The sequence below is a fragment of the Fodinicurvata sp. EGI_FJ10296 genome, assembly GCF_040712075.1.
Classification (GTDB): Bacteria; Pseudomonadota; Alphaproteobacteria; order DSM-16000; family Inquilinaceae; genus JBFCVL01.
This window is the reverse complement of the sequence record NZ_JBFCVL010000001.1, coordinates 542,512-559,023: the sequence shown is the minus strand read 5'-3', so window position 1 is coordinate 559,023 and position 16,512 is coordinate 542,512. Positions and strand designations below refer to the sequence as shown.

Here is a 16,512-nt window from a genome sequence, read left to right as displayed (position 1 = left end):
AGCTTAGTCATTAATGGACAACCGAGCTTTAGCCTATTTCCGGGCGCCATGCATCAACATGGTGGCGGGGTACGCAGAAGCGGTCGACGGCCACGACATCGAAACGAACCGACAGTGAAAGCCCCGCACGCGCGCAATAGGCCGAGACGGCCCGCTCGATCCGCCGACGCTGCCTTGCGGTTACGCCACCGAGGGCCGTATCGGATCGGCTGCGCGCTTTCACTTCGACGGCGACCAGCAGGTCTCCCCGCCGAACGAGAATGTCGACTTCCCCGGCGCGGCACCGAAAGCGCCGCGCCACGATCCGGTACCCCTTTGCCCGCAGCCACAGGGCCGCCAGGGACTCCGCAAGACGTCCGCGCCTTTCGGCACCTTGCCGGGCCCTTCCCGCCGCGCTCGCGCCCTGCTTCATGCAACGCCGTCGGTGTCGGTGCGCTTCATGGCAAGAGCCGACGCATAAACTGTCCGCCGTGGAAGGCCAGTGACGGACGTAGCGCGGTCGACGGCGTCGCGAAGCGAGGCACCGGTCGCGAAGGCCGCCGTCAGGGCTTCTTCGGCAGTGGGCTTTTCCGCCTGCAGACTTTCGGGACTCGGCGGCCCGACCACGACGACGATTTCGCCCCTGGGCGGCCCCTCGTCGCGGTAATGCGCTGCCAGATCGGTCAGCGGCCCGCGCCGGACTTCCTCGAACCGCTTGGTCAATTCACGCACGACCGCAGCGTCGCGCGCGCCGAACGCGGCCGCCATGCCGGCGAGACAGGCCGGAAGCCGGCGGGCGGACTCGTAAAAGATAAGGGTCGTGTCGATCGCGGCCAGATCGGCCAGATAGCGATCGCGGGATGCCGCTTTGGGCGGCGGGAATCCGGCGAACATGAACCGGTCGCTCGGCAAGCCGGATACGATCAGCCCGGCGGTCGCGGCGCTGGCTCCAGGCAGCGATGTCACGAAAATGCCCATGGACTGCGCTTCCCGGACCAGTTTGTATCCCGGATCGGAGATCAGCGGCGTGCCGGCGTCCGAGATCAGCGCCACCGCCTGCCCCTCGGCCATGCGCCGGAGGATCTGCGGTCGCATGCGCAGGGCATTATGCTCGTGATAGGGGATTCTGGGCGTATCAATACCATAGCGGGTCAACAAATGGCCACTGTGTCTGGTATCCTCGCAGACAATGACGGCGGCAGTGGACAGTACGCGAAGCGCCCGCAACGTTATGTCTTCGGCATTGCCGATCGGCATCGCCGTGAGGTAAAGCCCGGCATCGAGGGGCTTTACCTTCAATTGCGGCACGATAGACGCCAGTCCGTCCCCGGTTGTTTCGGGGATCTTCTCCGGCGCCGATTCCGGCAACTCCCGGGCGGCATCGTCAGATTGGGAAGGCTCGCTGGTATCGGGCATGGGGCAACCACGTTGCGGAACAAAGTATGCGGCCGCCGATCGGGATCATCCCCATCGGCAACGGTTACGATAACAGGAGGAACGGGTCTGTGACATCGACGATCGGTCTGAAAAGCCTCGATTCGATACGGCCGACGCCATGGCGCTGGTCGAACTCCCTTATGCGCTCTCTGCAGACCCTTGGTCTGGCGGTGGTCACGGTCGTGGTTGCGGCGTGCGGTCCGACGATTCAGAGCGGCCCGCCAATGAGCGATCAGCCGGTCGAGCAGCCGCGCGAGCGAACCGACAGGTTCGGCCGTGTCATTGACGACGAGAAGATCCTCGTCGGCCTGCTGCTTCCGCTCTCCGGCCGCGCCGAAGAGCTGGGGCAATCGATGCTGAATGCCGCACAGATGGCCATGTTCGATGCCGCCGACGACCGATTTGAACTGGTTCCCGTCGATACCGGCGGATCGGCCGCCGGCGCCGCGCGTGCAGCACAGGATGTCGTCAATCAGGGCGTTGACCTGATCCTCGGGCCCCTGACGGGCGAAGAAGTCGCCGAAGTCGGTCCGGTCGCGCGATCAGCCGGCATCAATGTCGTCGCTTATACGACCGACGCCGAACGCGCCGACAGCAATGTCTTCGTCATGGGCCTGCTGCCGGAATTGCAGGTCGACCGCGTGGTCGCCCACAGCGTCGAGAACGGGCTGAGCCGGTTCGCGGTCATCGCGCCCGGCAGCCGCTATGGCCGGTTGATCGCCCAGTCCTTGAACGACGCCGCCAACCGGCGCGGTGGCACACTGGCAACGACGGCCTATTATGGCAGCGACGGCAGCGACGTGGCCGACCGGGTCGCCGAAGTCGTCAACGCGGACCCCGACGCCATCATGATCCCCGCCGCAGGTCAGGCCCTGGAATCGATCGCGTCCCTTATCCTCGAAGCCGCCGGTCCGACGCAGATGCTTGGCACCGGGCTTTGGGACGACAGTGCCATCGGCAGGATCGAGGCTGTCCACGGCGGCTGGTTTGCCGCGCCCAATCCGAATCTGCGGCGCGATTTCGAGAATCGCTATCAGCAGACTTTCGGCAGCGCGCCGGAGAGGCTGGCAACGCTGGCGTATGATTCTGTGGCCATGGCAGCCATCCTGGCCCGCCAGCCGCAGGGCAACCCGTTCGGACGGCAATCGCTGACCGATCCCGGCGGCTTCGCAGGCCTGGACGGAATATTCCGGTTCCAGAACAATGGCCTCATCGATCGCGGCCTCGCCGTTCTGGAGGTTACGCCGAACGGCCCGCGCCTGCGGCAGGATGCGCCGACGACGTTCCTGAGCGAGATGTTCTAACCGACTGTCAATTTTGGCGAGAGCCGCGGCCCGGCGGCTCTCGCGCGGACGAGCCCGGTCAGGCCCCACGGCTTAAGCCAGGAGACGTCCGAGGACGGAATCAAGAACGGCCTGGCCGGCATCCGTGGCGATCAGCCGATCGCGCGAGGGTGCCAGATATCCGCCATCCGTCAGCGCCGCCACGGCCGCCATATCCAGAATCTGCGTGGCGGGGGTGCCAGCACAGCGTTCCAGCCTGGCCAGAGGGACACCCTCGGCCAGTCTGAGGCCCATCATCAGCGCTTCGGCCACCTGATCTTCCGGCGCGATCGATTCGCGCGGCTGTTCGCCATGGCCGCCGGTCTGTACCCGTTCCAGCCAGACTTCCGGCGCCCGATGGGTGCGCGTTCCATAGCGTCCGTCCGGCAGCGTCAACCGTCCGTGGGCACCGGGGCCGACACCGACATAGTCGCCATAGCGCCAGTACACCAGATTATGTCGGCATTCCTGGCCCGGGCGGGCATGGTTCGATACCTCATAGGCTGGCCGGCCGGACGCGGTCAGAAGCGCGCGCGTGGTCTCGAACAGACCGGCCTGAATTTCATCGTCGGGCATTACCAGCTCGCCGCGGCGATAGCGGCCAGCGAAAACCGTGCTCGGCTCGATGGTCAACTGATAGGCAGACGCATGATCGCCCATGCGGCTGATGGCGCCGGACAATTCATCAGCCCACGCTTCCACCGTCTGCCCCGGACGCCCATAAATCATATCGAAACTGAATCGATCGAAATGCCGCGAGGCCACGTCAACGGCGGCAAGGGCCTCGGCAGAGGAATGCTGTCTGCCCAGCGCCGCCAGATCCGCGTCGATCAATGACTGTACACCCAGCGATACACGGTTGATGCCGGCAGCCTTGAAACCCGCAAAGCGCGCGGCCTCGACCGATGTCGGGTTGGCTTCGAGAGTGATTTCGATATCCGGCGCCAATTTCCATGACCGATCAACGGCTTCGAGGACGGCCGCGATACTGGCCGGCGCCATCAATGACGGGGTGCCGCCGCCGAAGAAGACCGAATTCACGCGCCGACCGCCGGTTTCGCGCGCGAAATGGTCAAGCTCGCGGACCAGGGCCGCGGACCAGGCCGCGTGGTCGATATCATCGCGCACATGGCTGTTGAAGTCGCAGTACGGGCACTTGGCGGCACAGAACGGCCAGTGGACATAGATCCCGAAACCGCCCCCGTCGGTTTCACCGACAAGACTGATCCCGTCGGTCTCACCGACGAAACTGCTCCCGTCGGCACTGTCGATACCGCCATCACCCGTCTGCATGTCAACGCCCTCCGAAACACAGCTCGCGCATTTTGGCGAACGCGTCGGCACGGTGGCTGATGGCATGCTTGGCGTCGGGTTCCATTTCGCCAAAGGTCAAGCTATGGCCGTCAGGCAGGAAAATCGGATCATAGCCGAATCCGGCCAGTCCGCGCGGCGGGAACACGAGTGTTCCATCGACCGTTCCAACCACCGCCTCTGCGTCGCCATCGGGCCAGGCCAGCGCCAGAGCGCAAAGGAACGATGCCCGCCGGTCCCGGCCCCGATCCAGACCCCGTTCGCTCTCGGCCGCCACCAGTTCCTGCCTGACGCGTTCCATGGCAAAGGCGAAGTCGCGCGTTCCATCGGGCCGAACCGCCCAGCGGGCCGAATACAACCCCGGGGCACCCCCGAGCGCGGCGACCGAAAGGCCACTGTCGTCGGCCAGCGCCGGCAGACCGGAGCCGTCGGCCGCGGATCGGGCCTTGAGGACCGCGTTCTCGACGAACGTCGCTCCCGTTTCTTCAGGCTCCGGCAGGTCGAGATCGGCCGCGCCGGGAAAGCGGGCTACCCGATCCTTCAGCAGATCGGCGATCTCCCGAACCTTGCCCGGATTGTGGCTCGCGATGACGAGCGTATCGCCGGAAAAATGTCGGGCCATTGGTCTTACCTCCAGTTCTTCGGCAATCGTCGATGTCGACGGTGCCGCTTGCTTCCCTTAGCGCGGATACCAGCACCGCGAAAGGCCGGAGGTCGGCCGATTGCTCCAAAGCAGGTATTCGCATGCGAAATGCGGTGCCTTTCTGTCGACGGTCCTTCGTATGTTATGTTCTGCCGCGAAGATCGCCACCGCCAGGGGATTACAGTTCCGTGATATCTCGCTGACGGTAGGCCCGCCAGTACGGCCAAGCATGCAGAACGACGAGGAAAATCCGATGAAGACAGCCTTTTTGGGTATGGGAGTGATGGGGGCGCCGATGGCGCGCCATCTTGCCAAAGGCGGACACGACGTCACCATCTATAACCGGACAGCGTCCAAGGCCGAGGCCCTGGCCAGGGAACACGGTCTTACCGCCGCGGCGACGCCGGCTTCCGCGGCCAAGGGATGTGAAGTCGTTTTCATGTGCGTCGGCAATGACGACGATGTCCGGTCCGTCGTCTATGGCGACGATGGCGCTCTGGCCGGAATGGCCTCCGGCACGATTCTGGTCGATCACACGACTGCGTCTGCCGATCTCGCGCGGGAACTGGCCGAGCGCTGCGACAATGCCGGCATCGGCTTCATCGATGCCCCGGTATCAGGTGGCCAGGCCGGCGCGGAAAACGGTGCCCTTACGGTCATGTGCGGCGGCAATCAGGCGACGTTCGACCGGGTGAAGCCGGCGATCGATTGCTTTGCCAAGTCATGCAAGCTGATGGGTGAAAGCGGCGCTGGCCAGTTGACCAAGATGGTCAACCAGATCTGCATCGCGGGTCTCGTCCAGGCGCTTTCTGAAGGCCTGAACTTCGCCCAGAAAGCCGGGCTGGACGGCGAAAAGGTGCTGGACGTCATTTCCAAGGGCGCCGCCCAATCCTGGCAGATGGACAATCGCGGCCCAACCATGCTGAAAAACGAGTTCGATTTCGGCTTTGCCGTCGACTGGATGCGCAAGGATCTGTCAATCGTCCTGGAAGAAGCACGCAGCAACGGGGCGCGCGTGCCGGTCACCGCCCTGGTCGACCAGTTCTATGCCCATGTTCAGGCAAAGGGCGGCAACCGATACGACACGTCCAGCCTCATCGCGGTGCTGCGGGACGAAAGCTGAAGATCGGCAAGGCCGCGTTCAGAACCGCCTCAGGGGGCCGCGGATTCGATCGCCGCCTCCTGAAGGACGCCCAGTTCGGCAATGCCCTTCTTGGCGAGTGACAGCAATGCCAGAAAGTCCGATTCGCTGAACGGATCGGCTTCGGCCGTTCCCTGGACCTCGACGATCCCCATGGCATCCGTCATGACAAAATTGGCATCGGCCTCGGCGGTGCTATCCTCGGCATAGTCGAGATCGAGCAGCGCGGAACCCTGCCACAGCCCACAGGATACCGCAGCGACCCGGCCCGTCAGTGGCACGCGGGTGATGGCACCGATTCGCACCATGTGTCGGAATGCCAGTGCCAGAGCCACATAGCCGCCGGTCACTGACGCCGTTCGGGTGCCGCCGTCGGCCTGGATGACATCGCAGTCAAGCTTGACCTGATATTCGCCCAGCGCCTTCAGATCGGTGACGGCGCGCAGGCTCCGGCCAATTAGCCGTTGGATTTCCTGTGTCCGCCCCGTCTGGCGGCCGCGCGCGGCCTCGCGATCGGTGCGCGTGTCGGTCGACCGGGGCAGCATGCCATATTCCGCCGTCACCCAACCCTTGCCGGTGTTCTTGAGGAAGGATGGCACGCGGGCTTCCACCGACGCCGTGCACAGGACATGGGTATCGCCGAAACGAACCAGGCACGACCCTTCGGCATGTTTGCTGAAATTCGTTTCCAGCGTAATGGGCCGAAGCTGGTCGGAAGCACGCCCCGAAGGGCGGGATACTATGGACATGGAGGCCACGCGCGTCTTGTGATTGGGTGGCCGCAAGCTATCGCTTCAGGGCCCTCCCGTCCAGACGCACCGTCAGATGCACCGTTCAGGCGCCTTGACCTTACCGCTTTTCAGGCATTCTCTTGATGCTGACCGACGTTGACGCAGTGACGCGGTGTCCCTACATAGCGGGCGTAATGCCATGACACAGGTTCAAGATCTGCTACCGCCACACAAGGATATGTTCGCCGACCTCAACGAGAGATCGCGCGAGATATTCCGACATATCGTCGACGCCTATGTCGAGACGGGCGAACCCATTGGTTCGCGGTCGATCTCGCGTCGACTGGGCCTCAATCTGTCGCCCGCGACGATTCGCAATGTGATGGCGGATCTTGAGGATCTCGGACTGATCGCCTCCCCGCATACGTCGGCAGGACGGTTACCGACGGATCTGGGCTTGCGTCTGTTTGTCCATGGCCTGCTCGAGATCGGCGATGTCGGCGAGGAGGAACGGCGCAATCTGGAAGCTCAATGCGCTACGGCCGAACGGTCGATGAGCGATGTTCTCAGCGATGCGACGACAGCGCTGAGCGGACTTACGAATTCTGCCGGTCTGGTCGTCGCACCAAAGAGCGACCGGCCGCTGAAACATATCGAATTCGTCCATCTGTCGCCCGGACGGGCACTGGTCGTACTCGTCAATCAGGACGGTCTGGTCGAAAACAGGGTATTGGAGATTCCGGCAGGCATGCCGCCATCGGCGCTGGTCGAGGCCTCCAACTATCTGAACAGCCGGATCATCGGCCGTACGGTCTCGGAGATCCGCAAGGAGGTGGCCGACGAAGCACAGCGCCAGCGCGATCAACTCGACAGCCTGACCGCAAAGCTGGTCGACGCCGGGTTGGCCACCTATACCGACGGCGGATCGGGCGGGACCCTGATCGTCAAGGGGCAATCCCGACTGCTGTCCGACGTTACGGCACTGGACGACCTGGAGCGGGTCAAGACCCTGTTCGAGGTGCTCGAAACAAAGGACGCCATGGCGCGGCTGCTGGAAGCGACCGGCACCGCCGATGGGGTTCAGATATTCATCGGTGCGGAGAACAATCTCTTCCGCAATACGGGGTGTTCCATGGTGATCGCCCCTTATAAGAACAGCCAGGAGCATATCGTGGGCGCCATTGGCGTGATCGGTCCAACCCGGCTGAACTATGCGCGCATCATTCCGATGGTCGATTACACCGCGAAGCTGATCGGCCGACTACTCTGGGACAGAAAAGAGCAGCATACAGGATGAGTACAGGACAATCGAAGCGGACTGACCCGGCCGCCGAAGACGCGGCGCCCGGCACGGCAAACCCGGAATCGGAAGACCGGACAGATCGGACAGGTGGCGGTGCTCAGGCCGGTAGCGAATCGGCATCCGATGCCGGAGACGCCAACGGCGAGAGCGATCACGCCGCTGCCGAAATCGCCCGCCTGACGGCCGAGAACGAAAAGCTGCGCGATCAGGCTCTGCGCGCCATGGCCGAGACCGAGAATATCCGTCGTCGGACGGAACGCGAAAAGGAAGACACGGCCAAATATGCCGTGACCAAGCTGGCGCGCGATCTGCTGGATGTGGCCGACAATCTGCGCCGTGCCCTCGATGCGGTGCCGGCAGAGACGATCGAAGCCAGCGAGGATCTGCGAAAGATCGTCGATGGCGTTGCCGCGACGGAAAAGGGCCTGATCGACACCTTTGACCGTCATGGCATCACCCGGATCGATCCGCAGGACGAGAAGTTCGACCCGAATTTCCACCAGGCGATGATGGAAGTTCCTGCGACAGGCAAACCCGGCGGCACCGTCGTGCAGGTATTGGCGCCCGGCTACGTCATCCACGGGCGGCTTTTGCGGGCGGCGATGGTTGCCGTGGCTGCCAGCGGTGAACCGCCCCAGCGGGTCGACACATCAGCCTGAGGATCAATGAATGTGGCGTGACTTTTGGCCGAGCATCCGCCACCTGAGCCGGGGCGCCTGGACGATCATCATCGTACTGATCGTCCTGCTCGGCGCCGGGACTGCCGGCGCCTGGCAGATCTGGGCGTCGCTCGGCGGCACGGCCATATCGACCCATGGCCTGATCGCCCTCGCTCTGGGGGCGGTCTTCACCCTGCTGCTGGGCGGCGGGCTTATGGCGCTGGCGTTCTATTCCGCTCGCCACGGCCACGACGATATCGAGGGCCGGGACGACCGATAGCGGACGTGCCGCGCATCATAAGAAGCATGTGATCAGGGACGAAGCGACGGTGCACCCGGGGCATGCGCAGCGTGATTGGCCTGCGCCTTGTCCCGGTTGCGAACAGCATAGCAATAGACGCATCCATGCGGGCAGGTATCGTAGACGCCGATATCGCGTGACCGGGCGCACAGGCAGCCGGGCCGGTTGCCGGCCACCGGGGCCTTGAGCGGCCGGCCGGCCAGATCGGAGAGCCGTACCGCGTCGATGCAGCGGGCCGACTTTAAGGTCCCGGTGACCAGATCGGACTGCGAGCACACCGTCGGCGTCATGCCGTGGAGGGCTGCGATGCCGCCCAGTCGGGCCAGCAGATCCTGTTTTTCTGTCAAATCAGGATCACGCCATGCAAATCCGTCCAGGTGAGCCCGACGGTCGAGATTGGTCCGCGTCTTCTTGTATATCGTCGCCATCGACAGCACGACCTCGTCTACCGACCCGGCCAGCGCCGATGCCAGCCGGTCCACGGTATCGATGTGGAAGGTCGGCGGGGTCAGATCCGAAATCAGCACCGGGTCATAGCGCCAAACGACGGCGCGTCGGCCGAAGCGATCGGAAAGATCGCGGACCAGTGCGATGGCGCGATCCGGCGCGATCACCGATCGATCAAGCGGCCGGGGATAGCCGGTGATCGTCATCTGCACGACGAACGGCCGTTCCATGCGTCGAACATCGTCCAGCGCCGCATCGAACGGTGCCGGATTGCGGGTCCAGAAGACGAATCCGTCAACGCCCGCGGGCGTCAGATCCACCCGGTAGTCCCGCCCGCCATACGGGTTTGGAACCATGCAATACCCCTCTGACAGGCGTTGGCGGAACCAGGGCCCGTAAAAGGCCGGAATATCGGTTCTATAGCTGGCGGAAACGATCATTCGTGCTCACCTTTCCGGTAGGAGCCTCAATTCGTGACCTGTCCGTTGTCATAGGTATACTGTCCGCATGAATGCCGAACCGAACCCTTTTCGCACTCGTCCCTCTCAACGGGACGGGGGCGGTGCTTTGCCGCCGGCCGGCGGCCCGGCCTTCAATGTGCCCCCGATCACGCTTATATACCTGGCGGCGATCGGGGCGGTATTCCTTCTGCTGCAGATCGGCGGCCAGACGCTGCACCAATGGATTGTCATCAATGGCAGCGTCATTCCGATACGGTTCGCCGCCGCTTTCCAGCATCCGGGATCGGCTGAATTCTGGGCGACGCTGCCGTCTCTTCTGACCCACGCGCTGATTCATCGAGACGGGCTGCATATTTTGGCCAATGCCGGATTTCTGCTGGCCTTCGGCAGTATGGCCGAGCGCATGCTGGGGCGGTCGCGTTTCGTTTTGCTGGTCGCGGCCAGTGCGATCGGCGGAGCGGCGGCACAATTGCTGGCGAGTTGGGGCGAATTCAGCGTGATGTTCGGCGCTTCAGGCGTCGTTTCGGGCTGCATCGGAGCGGTATTGGCGACCATGGTCATTACCAGTGTGCCCGGTTCGGCCCGCCGGCGTTTCGCCATCAATATGGCGCTTATCCTGATTGCCGCCAATCTCGTTATCGGAATCGGCGGGCAATGGCTGACCGCTAACGGCGCCGCCATCGCCTGGCAAGCCCATATCGGCGGCTTCGTCGTCGGATTTTTCCTGCCGTTCGTGACATTGCAACGATGATGGCTGGTTGCAGGCCCGAATGGCCGCGCTTATATCCACAGTGATCGTAGGGGCGGCCAGGCGATCGCACGGTCATCGATCCGATGGCCCACGCGATCATGCCATCCGGCCCGACGGAGCAAATTCGAGATCAACAGCCTGTTGGGAAACCTGGAGGCGCCTTCAACCGGTGTCATTGCCCCGGGGGCCTTCGGGAATTCGCCACAAGACGAGAGGAAGATTATGGGTAAGGTTATCGGTATTGATTTGGGCACGACCAATTCATGCGTCGCCGTCATGGACGGCAAGCAGGCAAAGGTCATCGAGAACGCCGAAGGTGCGCGCACGACCCCCTCGATCGTCGCGTTCGCCGAGGATGGTGAGCGTCTGGTCGGCCAGTCGGCAAAGCGCCAGGCGGTGACCAACCCTGAAAATACCCTGTTTGCCATCAAACGACTGATCGGGCGCCGGTTCAGCGACCCGATGACGAAAAAGGACAAGGATCTGGTTCCGTACCAGATCGTCGAGGGCGAAAACGGCGACGCCTGGGTTTCCGCGCGCGGCGAGAAATATGCCCCAAGCCAGATCAGCGCCTTTACCCTTCAGAAGATGAAAGAGACCGCCGAAGCCTATCTCGGCGAAACGGTCGACCAGGCGGTCATCACGGTTCCGGCCTATTTCAACGACAGTCAGCGTCAGGCGACCAAGGATGCCGGCAAGATCGCCGGTCTTGAGGTTCTGCGCATCATCAACGAGCCGACTGCCGCGGCGCTGGCCTACGGGCTCGAAAAGAAGGGCACCGGCACGGTTGCCGTCTATGACCTTGGTGGCGGTACCTTCGATATCTCCATCCTGGAAATCGGCGACGGCGTCTTCGAGGTGAAGTCGACCAACGGCGATACCTTCCTCGGCGGTGAGGATTTCGACGCCAAGATCGTCGACTATCTGGCCGACGAGTTCAAAAAGGAAAGCGGGATCGACCTTCGCCAGGACAAGCTGGCACTGCAACGCCTGAAGGAAGCGGCGGAAAAGGCCAAGATCGAGCTGTCGTCCAGCAGCCAGACCGACGTCAACCTGCCATTCATCACGGCTGACCAGAGCGGGCCCAAGCACCTCAACATCAAACTGTCGCGGTCGAAGCTTGAAAGCCTGGTTGAAGATCTGGTCGAGCGGACGATCGGTCCCTGCCGGGCCGCGCTGAAGGATGCCGGCCTCAAGGCCAGCGAAGTCGACGAAGTCATCCTCGTCGGTGGACAGACGCGGATGCCCAAGGTCTTCGATGCGGTCAAGAATTTCTTCGGCAAGGAGCCTCATCGCGGCGTCAACCCGGACGAAGTGGTCGCGATCGGTGCCGCCATTCAGGCCGGCGTGCTGCAGGGCGAAGTCAAGGATGTCCTGCTCCTCGATGTGACGCCGCTGTCGCTTGGTATCGAGACGCTCGGCGGTGTCTTCACCCGGCTGATCGATCGGAATACGACGATCCCGACGAAGAAGTCCCAGGTGTTCTCGACCGCCGAGGACAATCAGCAGGCGGTGACCATCCGGGTCTTCCAGGGTGAACGCGAAATGGCCGCGGACAACAAGCTCCTCGGGCAGTTCGATCTGGTCGGCATTCCCGGTGCACCGCGCGGCGTTCCGCAGATCGAGGTCACTTTCGACATCGATGCCAACGGTCTGGTCAACGTGGCCGCCAAGGACAAGGCGACCGGCAAGGAACAGACCATCCGCATCCAGGCATCGGGCGGCCTGAACGAGGACGAAATCGAGCGCATGGTCAAGGAAGCCGAGTCCAACGCGGAATCGGACAAGAAGCGGCGCGAACTCGTCGAAGCGCGCAATCAGGCCGAGACCATCATTCATTCGACCGAAAAGCAGGTCGCCGAAGCCGGGGACAAGGTCGATCCGGCCGACAAGTCCGCTGTCGAAACGGCGCTTCAGGAACTGAAGGACGTCAAGGACGGCGAAGACCTCGAAGCCATCCAGACAAAGACCTCGGCCGTTGCCCAGGCGGCGATGAAGATCGGCGAGGCCCTGTACAAGGATCAGGGCGGCGGTGACGACAGCGGCGGCGATGCCGGTTCCGGCGGTGAACAGGCACAGGCTGACGACGGCGTCGTGGATGCCGATTTCGAAGAAGTGGATGACGATAAGAAAAGCCGCTCTGCGTAATAAATAGGCCAGGTCGGGCGCGTCCGGTATCGGGCGCGCCCGAGTTGCGTCTATCGCTTATTTCCGTTTACAGCTAATATACCGGCCGCACTCGCGACGGTCTCGCGGCGATCAATCCGACGAGGATAAGTCTATTCATGGCGAAGCAGGACTATTACGAGCTGCTCGGCGTCTCGCAGAGCGCGTCTGCGGACGAAATCAAAAAAGCTTATCGCAAGATGGCGATGAAGTATCATCCGGACAGAAATCCGGACGATGCCGAGGCTGAGGCGCGATTCAAAGAGGTTTCCGAGGCATACGAGGTCCTCAAGGACGATCAGAAACGCGCGGCCTATGACCGTTACGGGCATGCGGCGTTCGAGGAGGGCGGCGCTGGAGCCGGAGCCGGCGGCGCCGGATTCGGCGGCGGATTCGCCGATATTTTCGAGGAAATGTTCGGCGAGGCCATGGGTGGCCGCCGCAGTCGGCGCGGCACCGGCCGAGGCGCCGACCTGCGCTACAACATGGAAATCACCCTGGAGGAAGCGTTCGCGGGGAAACAATCCTCCATTCGCGTGCCGACATCGGTGACCTGCGAAGCTTGCGACGGCGACGGCGCCGAGCCCGGGACCGAACCGACCGCCTGCCCGACCTGCCGGGGCGCTGGCAAGGTCCGGGCACAGCAGGGTTTCTTTACCATCGAACGCACCTGCCCGACCTGCGCCGGTATGGGGCGCGTGATCAGCAATCCCTGCAAGGCGTGCAGCGGCGCCGGGCGGGTTCGCCAGGAAAAGTCACTTCAGGTCACCATTCCGGCCGGTGTCGATGACGGGACACGCATTCGTCTTGCCGGCGAGGGCGAAGCCGGTATGCGCGGCGCGGCGCCGGGCGATCTTTATATCTTCCTGTCCGTAAAGCCGCATCGATTCTTCAGCCGCGAGGGCGCGGACATCTACTGCAAGGTGCCGGTGCCAATGACGAAGGCCGCTTTGGGCGGTTCCGTCGATGTGCCGACCATCGACGGCAGCCGGGCCAAGGTGACGGTTCCGGCCGGCAGCCAGCCCGGCACGCAGTTCCGGCTGAAGGGCAAGGGCATGTCGTTGCTGCGGTCCAACCAGCGCGGCGACATGTACGTGCAGCTTCAGGTCGAGATCCCCGTATCTCTGACAAAACAGCAAAAACAGCTTCTGGAAGAATTCGACGGCGAAGGTAGCGGCGAGAAAAGCCATCCCGAGACCCACGGATTCTTCTCGAAGGTCAAGGAGTTCTTCGAAGACCTGAAGGATTGATCCGGGATGCGGGGCGCTGCGACCGCTGGTCGTGGCGACCCGCCCCCTGAGATCGGAACCCGGCCGAACGATCCCCGCAGGGCCATTTTATCGGCACCCCGAGGCGCCCCGGTCTCTTTATCACGCGTCCGTCACGGATTTTATTCCCCCTGCCTCTGGAGACTCGGCGCCGACGATCGATATTGGTTGGTTTGCAACACCAACATTTATCCTCGCGGTTAATGGAGTTCTCTATGGACGCAACCAGGCACACCCCGGTTGAATTTGCCCCGGTTGACGCGATCCCTGTTGACGCAATCCCCGTTGACGCAATCATCGTCGCACCGCCTGAGGCACCAGCCTCCATGCCTGTTCAACGCCTGGAGCCGCGGGCGGTCCGCCGGGTCGTGCCGCGCGCTGTCTCGCGCTTCGTGCGGCGTCTGACCATCAGCCAATGGAGCCGACGCCGCACCGTTCTCGGCGGCGCCAGCCATACCGGACGCACAGACTGATCCCACATGGCGCCATGATGACTTCGGAAGACACCACAGCAACGACCCAAGCGGCGATCCGTCTTGCCCGCTGGACAGTATTCGGCCTTTCCGGTCTGACGACTGCTGTCGGAACATGGCTGCTGGCGGGTGTGCTTTGGGAAACCGGTCCGGTCGGCCTGATATTTTCGGCATTGGTGCTGTTCACCATCGGGACCGGCTGGATCGCCCTTGCGTTCTGGACCGCCATCGCCGGGTTCCTGGCCCTCAGATGGCATCCGCGGCGCTCTCCGGACGCTGAGGCCAGGAGTCCGCAAGCGCAGGACAGCCGGACCGTCGTGGCGATTGCGATTCACAACGAAGACCCTGACATGGTCGCCGGTAACATCGCCGCAATGGTCCGCTCCGTTCGGGCGGCCGGACGCCAGGACCGGGTGGATTTTTTCATTCTCAGCGATACCACCGATCCGGATATCTGGGTCGCGGAAGAAAAGGCCTGGGCCGGCCTTTGCCGCGAATTTGGCGGCGACAGCCGGATCTTCTACCGCAAACGCCCGGACACCGCCGGGCGAAAGAGCGGCAATATCGCCGACTTCTGCCGCCGATGGGGCCGGCGCTACGACTACATGGTCGTTCTTGACGCAGACAGCCTTATGGAAGGCAGCACAATCGGCGCCCTGATCGACCGCATGGATGCGGCGCCGACCGTCGCCATGATCCAGACCGCCCCCGTGATCGTGAATGGCACCTCGCTGTTCAACCGCCTGCTGCAATTTGCCGGCGGCACCTATGGCCCGGTATTTACGGCTGGCCTTGCCCTGCTGTCCGGACCCCATGGCAACTCGTGGGGACACAACGCAATCTTTCGCATGGAGCCGTTTCTTCGCCATTGCGGACTGCCCCGGCTGCGCGGAAGGGCGCCCATGGGGGGCGACATTCTGAGCCATGACTTCGTCGAGGCCGCGCTGCTGGTCCGCGCCGGATGGGAGGTCCGTATCGCCCCCGATCTTGGCGGCAGCTACGAGGAATCACCCGCGACCATGGCGGCGTTCGCCCGCCGCGATCGACGGTGGTGCCAGGGCAATCTTCAACATCTCCGCATTCTGTTCGGCCCCGGCCTGAAGGGTATGAGCCGGTTTCACCTGATGTCCGGCATAATGAGCTATGCGATCGCGCCGGTATGGCTTGGCTTCATCGCCGTCGGCCTCGTGCTCGACACCGTCGGTGCGCCCGGCGACGGAATGTTGACCGTCATCGGCCCGCTGCTGGTTCTCGTGCTCTGCCTGTTGGTCGGTCCGCGATTGGTGGGGCTCGCCGACTCGCTTCTGAGCGGCAGATCGGGCCGCTTCTTCGCGCTCGTCGCAACGCCGCTGGAAATCGCCTTGACCGCATTTCTGGCCCCGATCCTGATGGTTCATCAGTGCCTGGCCGTGGTTGCTGTCTTTGCCGGCCATGCGGTCGGCTGGACGACACAGCGCAGAAACATTGCGTCTTCGTATCGGCGCGAGCAAATGCGCTTGGCGCTACCGCCATTCCTGGCCGGTGTGGCGATAACCGGCCTGATCCTGTTCGGCGCCGGGGCGATGGACGCCGATGGAAAACCAACCGGATCCCTGATCTGGGGTCTGCCGGTGGCCATACCCCTTCTGGCCGCTCCGATACTGATCGTTCTGGCCGATAGTGTCTGGCTTGGCGCGGCAACGCGGGCGGTGGGGCTTTTCGTGGCGCCTGCGGAACGGTCCGCGCCCGACGTCGTGGCAATGGCCCTGGCGTCGAGACAGGCCCACCATCCGAACCACCAATTGGTCGACCGCGACGGGCTTCGCGATGTGCTCAGCGACCCGACGCTGAACGCCGTCCATCGCCGTGTTCTGCACGTCTATCATCAGGGGCGCCCCGCCACTGTCGGCCGCGACCGGATGCGCCTGCTCAACGACGCCCGCTTCAGGTTGGCACGCGGACTGCCACTGGACCAGGCAGCCAAGATGGCGCTGCTGACCGACCCGGTTTCGGTCATTCGGCCCCTGATGCCGCGCACCCCGCTGGCCGACGGTCTGGCCTTCGCGTCCGCCACTCCGACGGAATCCAGGCCGATTCCGGCTGAATAGCTGCTTGGCACGCGATGCCTGCATCGTCTATC

The 16,512-nt window shown here is 63.4% G+C and carries 16 protein-coding genes; 10 read left to right on the top strand and 6 right to left on the bottom strand.

Annotated features, from left to right (window positions below; genetic code table 11):
- Positions 1–28 precede the first annotated feature (28 nt).
- Positions 29–412: a YraN family protein gene (locus ABZ728_RS02540; RefSeq protein ID WP_366654101.1), complete on the bottom strand. Its 384-nt coding sequence runs from the start codon at positions 410–412 to the stop codon at positions 29–31.
- On the bottom strand, positions 409–1,395 hold the full coding sequence (gene rsmI / locus ABZ728_RS02535; RefSeq protein WP_366654100.1) for a 16S rRNA (cytidine(1402)-2'-O)-methyltransferase: 987 nt from the start codon (positions 1,393–1,395) through the stop codon (positions 409–411). The genes ABZ728_RS02540 and rsmI overlap by 4 nt, the downstream gene beginning before the upstream one ends.
- A gap of 89 nt (positions 1,396–1,484) precedes the next feature.
- Here rsmI and ABZ728_RS02530 point away from each other — a divergent pair, with 89 nt between their 5' ends.
- Positions 1,485–2,720 (top strand): penicillin-binding protein activator, encoded by a 1,236-nt coding sequence (locus ABZ728_RS02530; RefSeq protein ID WP_366654099.1) that lies wholly within the window; start codon positions 1,485–1,487, stop codon positions 2,718–2,720.
- Between the two features lie 72 nt (positions 2,721–2,792).
- Here the strand turns inward: ABZ728_RS02530 and hemW are convergent, their stop codons facing one another.
- Complete coding sequence (hemW, locus tag ABZ728_RS02525; protein WP_366654098.1) at positions 2,793–4,031, bottom strand: radical SAM family heme chaperone HemW; 1,239 nt, start codon at positions 4,029–4,031, stop codon at positions 2,793–2,795.
- 1 nt (position 4,032) lies between these two features.
- On the bottom strand, positions 4,033–4,671 hold the full coding sequence (gene rdgB, locus ABZ728_RS02520; protein ID WP_366654096.1) for an RdgB/HAM1 family non-canonical purine NTP pyrophosphatase: 639 nt from the start codon (positions 4,669–4,671) through the stop codon (positions 4,033–4,035).
- 274 nt (positions 4,672–4,945) lie between these two features.
- Between rdgB and ABZ728_RS02515 the strand changes: the two genes are divergently transcribed.
- Positions 4,946–5,815, top strand: coding sequence for an NAD(P)-dependent oxidoreductase (locus ABZ728_RS02515; RefSeq protein WP_366654095.1), 870 nt, complete (start codon positions 4,946–4,948; stop codon positions 5,813–5,815).
- A gap of 29 nt (positions 5,816–5,844) precedes the next feature.
- Here the strand turns inward: ABZ728_RS02515 and rph are convergent, their stop codons facing one another.
- Positions 5,845–6,582 carry a ribonuclease PH gene (gene rph, locus ABZ728_RS02510; protein ID WP_366654094.1) on the bottom strand — a complete coding sequence of 246 codons (738 nt, stop codon included), beginning with the start codon at positions 6,580–6,582 and terminating at the stop codon, positions 5,845–5,847.
- A 220-nt stretch (positions 6,583–6,802) separates the two neighbouring features.
- On the opposite strand from rph, the gene hrcA reads away from it, so the two are divergent.
- Genes hrcA through ABZ728_RS02495 form a run of 3 tightly spaced genes read left to right on the top strand, consistent with a single transcriptional unit; the run spans position 6,803 to position 8,806 of the window.
- Positions 6,803–7,861 (top strand): heat-inducible transcriptional repressor HrcA, encoded by a 1,059-nt coding sequence (gene hrcA / locus ABZ728_RS02505; RefSeq protein ID WP_366654346.1) that lies wholly within the window; start codon positions 6,803–6,805, stop codon positions 7,859–7,861.
- A complete protein-coding gene (grpE, locus tag ABZ728_RS02500; protein ID WP_366654093.1) occupies positions 7,858–8,526 on the top strand; it encodes a nucleotide exchange factor GrpE in 669 nt (222 codons plus the stop codon). The genes hrcA and grpE overlap by 4 nt, the downstream gene beginning before the upstream one ends.
- 10 nt (positions 8,527–8,536) lie before the next feature.
- Entirely contained in the window at positions 8,537–8,806 is a 270-nt protein-coding gene (locus ABZ728_RS02495) for a hypothetical protein (protein WP_366654092.1), read from the top strand.
- 32 nt (positions 8,807–8,838) lie between these two features.
- On the opposite strand, the gene ABZ728_RS02490 is transcribed toward ABZ728_RS02495, so the two are convergent.
- Entirely contained in the window at positions 8,839–9,714 is an 876-nt protein-coding gene (locus ABZ728_RS02490; RefSeq protein ID WP_366654091.1) for a DUF1848 domain-containing protein, read from the bottom strand.
- A 127-nt stretch (positions 9,715–9,841) separates the two neighbouring features.
- Between ABZ728_RS02490 and ABZ728_RS02485 the strand changes: the two genes are divergently transcribed.
- The 5 genes from ABZ728_RS02485 to mdoH all read left to right on the top strand — a co-directional run bounded on the left by ABZ728_RS02485 (position 9,842) and on the right by mdoH (position 16,480).
- Positions 9,842–10,486 (top strand): rhomboid family intramembrane serine protease, encoded by a 645-nt coding sequence (locus tag ABZ728_RS02485; RefSeq protein ID WP_366654089.1) that lies wholly within the window; start codon positions 9,842–9,844, stop codon positions 10,484–10,486.
- Positions 10,487–10,708: 222 nt separating this feature from the next.
- Entirely contained in the window at positions 10,709–12,634 is a 1,926-nt protein-coding gene (gene dnaK, locus ABZ728_RS02480) for a molecular chaperone DnaK (RefSeq protein ID WP_366654087.1), read from the top strand.
- A gap of 137 nt (positions 12,635–12,771) precedes the next feature.
- On the top strand, positions 12,772–13,902 hold the full coding sequence (gene dnaJ / locus ABZ728_RS02475) for a molecular chaperone DnaJ (protein WP_366654086.1): 1,131 nt from the start codon (positions 12,772–12,774) through the stop codon (positions 13,900–13,902).
- A 344-nt stretch (positions 13,903–14,246) separates the two neighbouring features.
- Positions 14,247–14,393 (top strand): hypothetical protein, encoded by a 147-nt coding sequence (locus tag ABZ728_RS02470; protein WP_366654085.1) that lies wholly within the window; start codon positions 14,247–14,249, stop codon positions 14,391–14,393.
- 17 nt (positions 14,394–14,410) lie between these two features.
- Positions 14,411–16,480 carry a glucans biosynthesis glucosyltransferase MdoH gene (gene mdoH, locus ABZ728_RS02465; protein WP_366654084.1) on the top strand — a complete coding sequence of 690 codons (2,070 nt, stop codon included), beginning with the start codon at positions 14,411–14,413 and terminating at the stop codon, positions 16,478–16,480.
- Positions 16,481–16,512 lie beyond the last annotated feature (32 nt).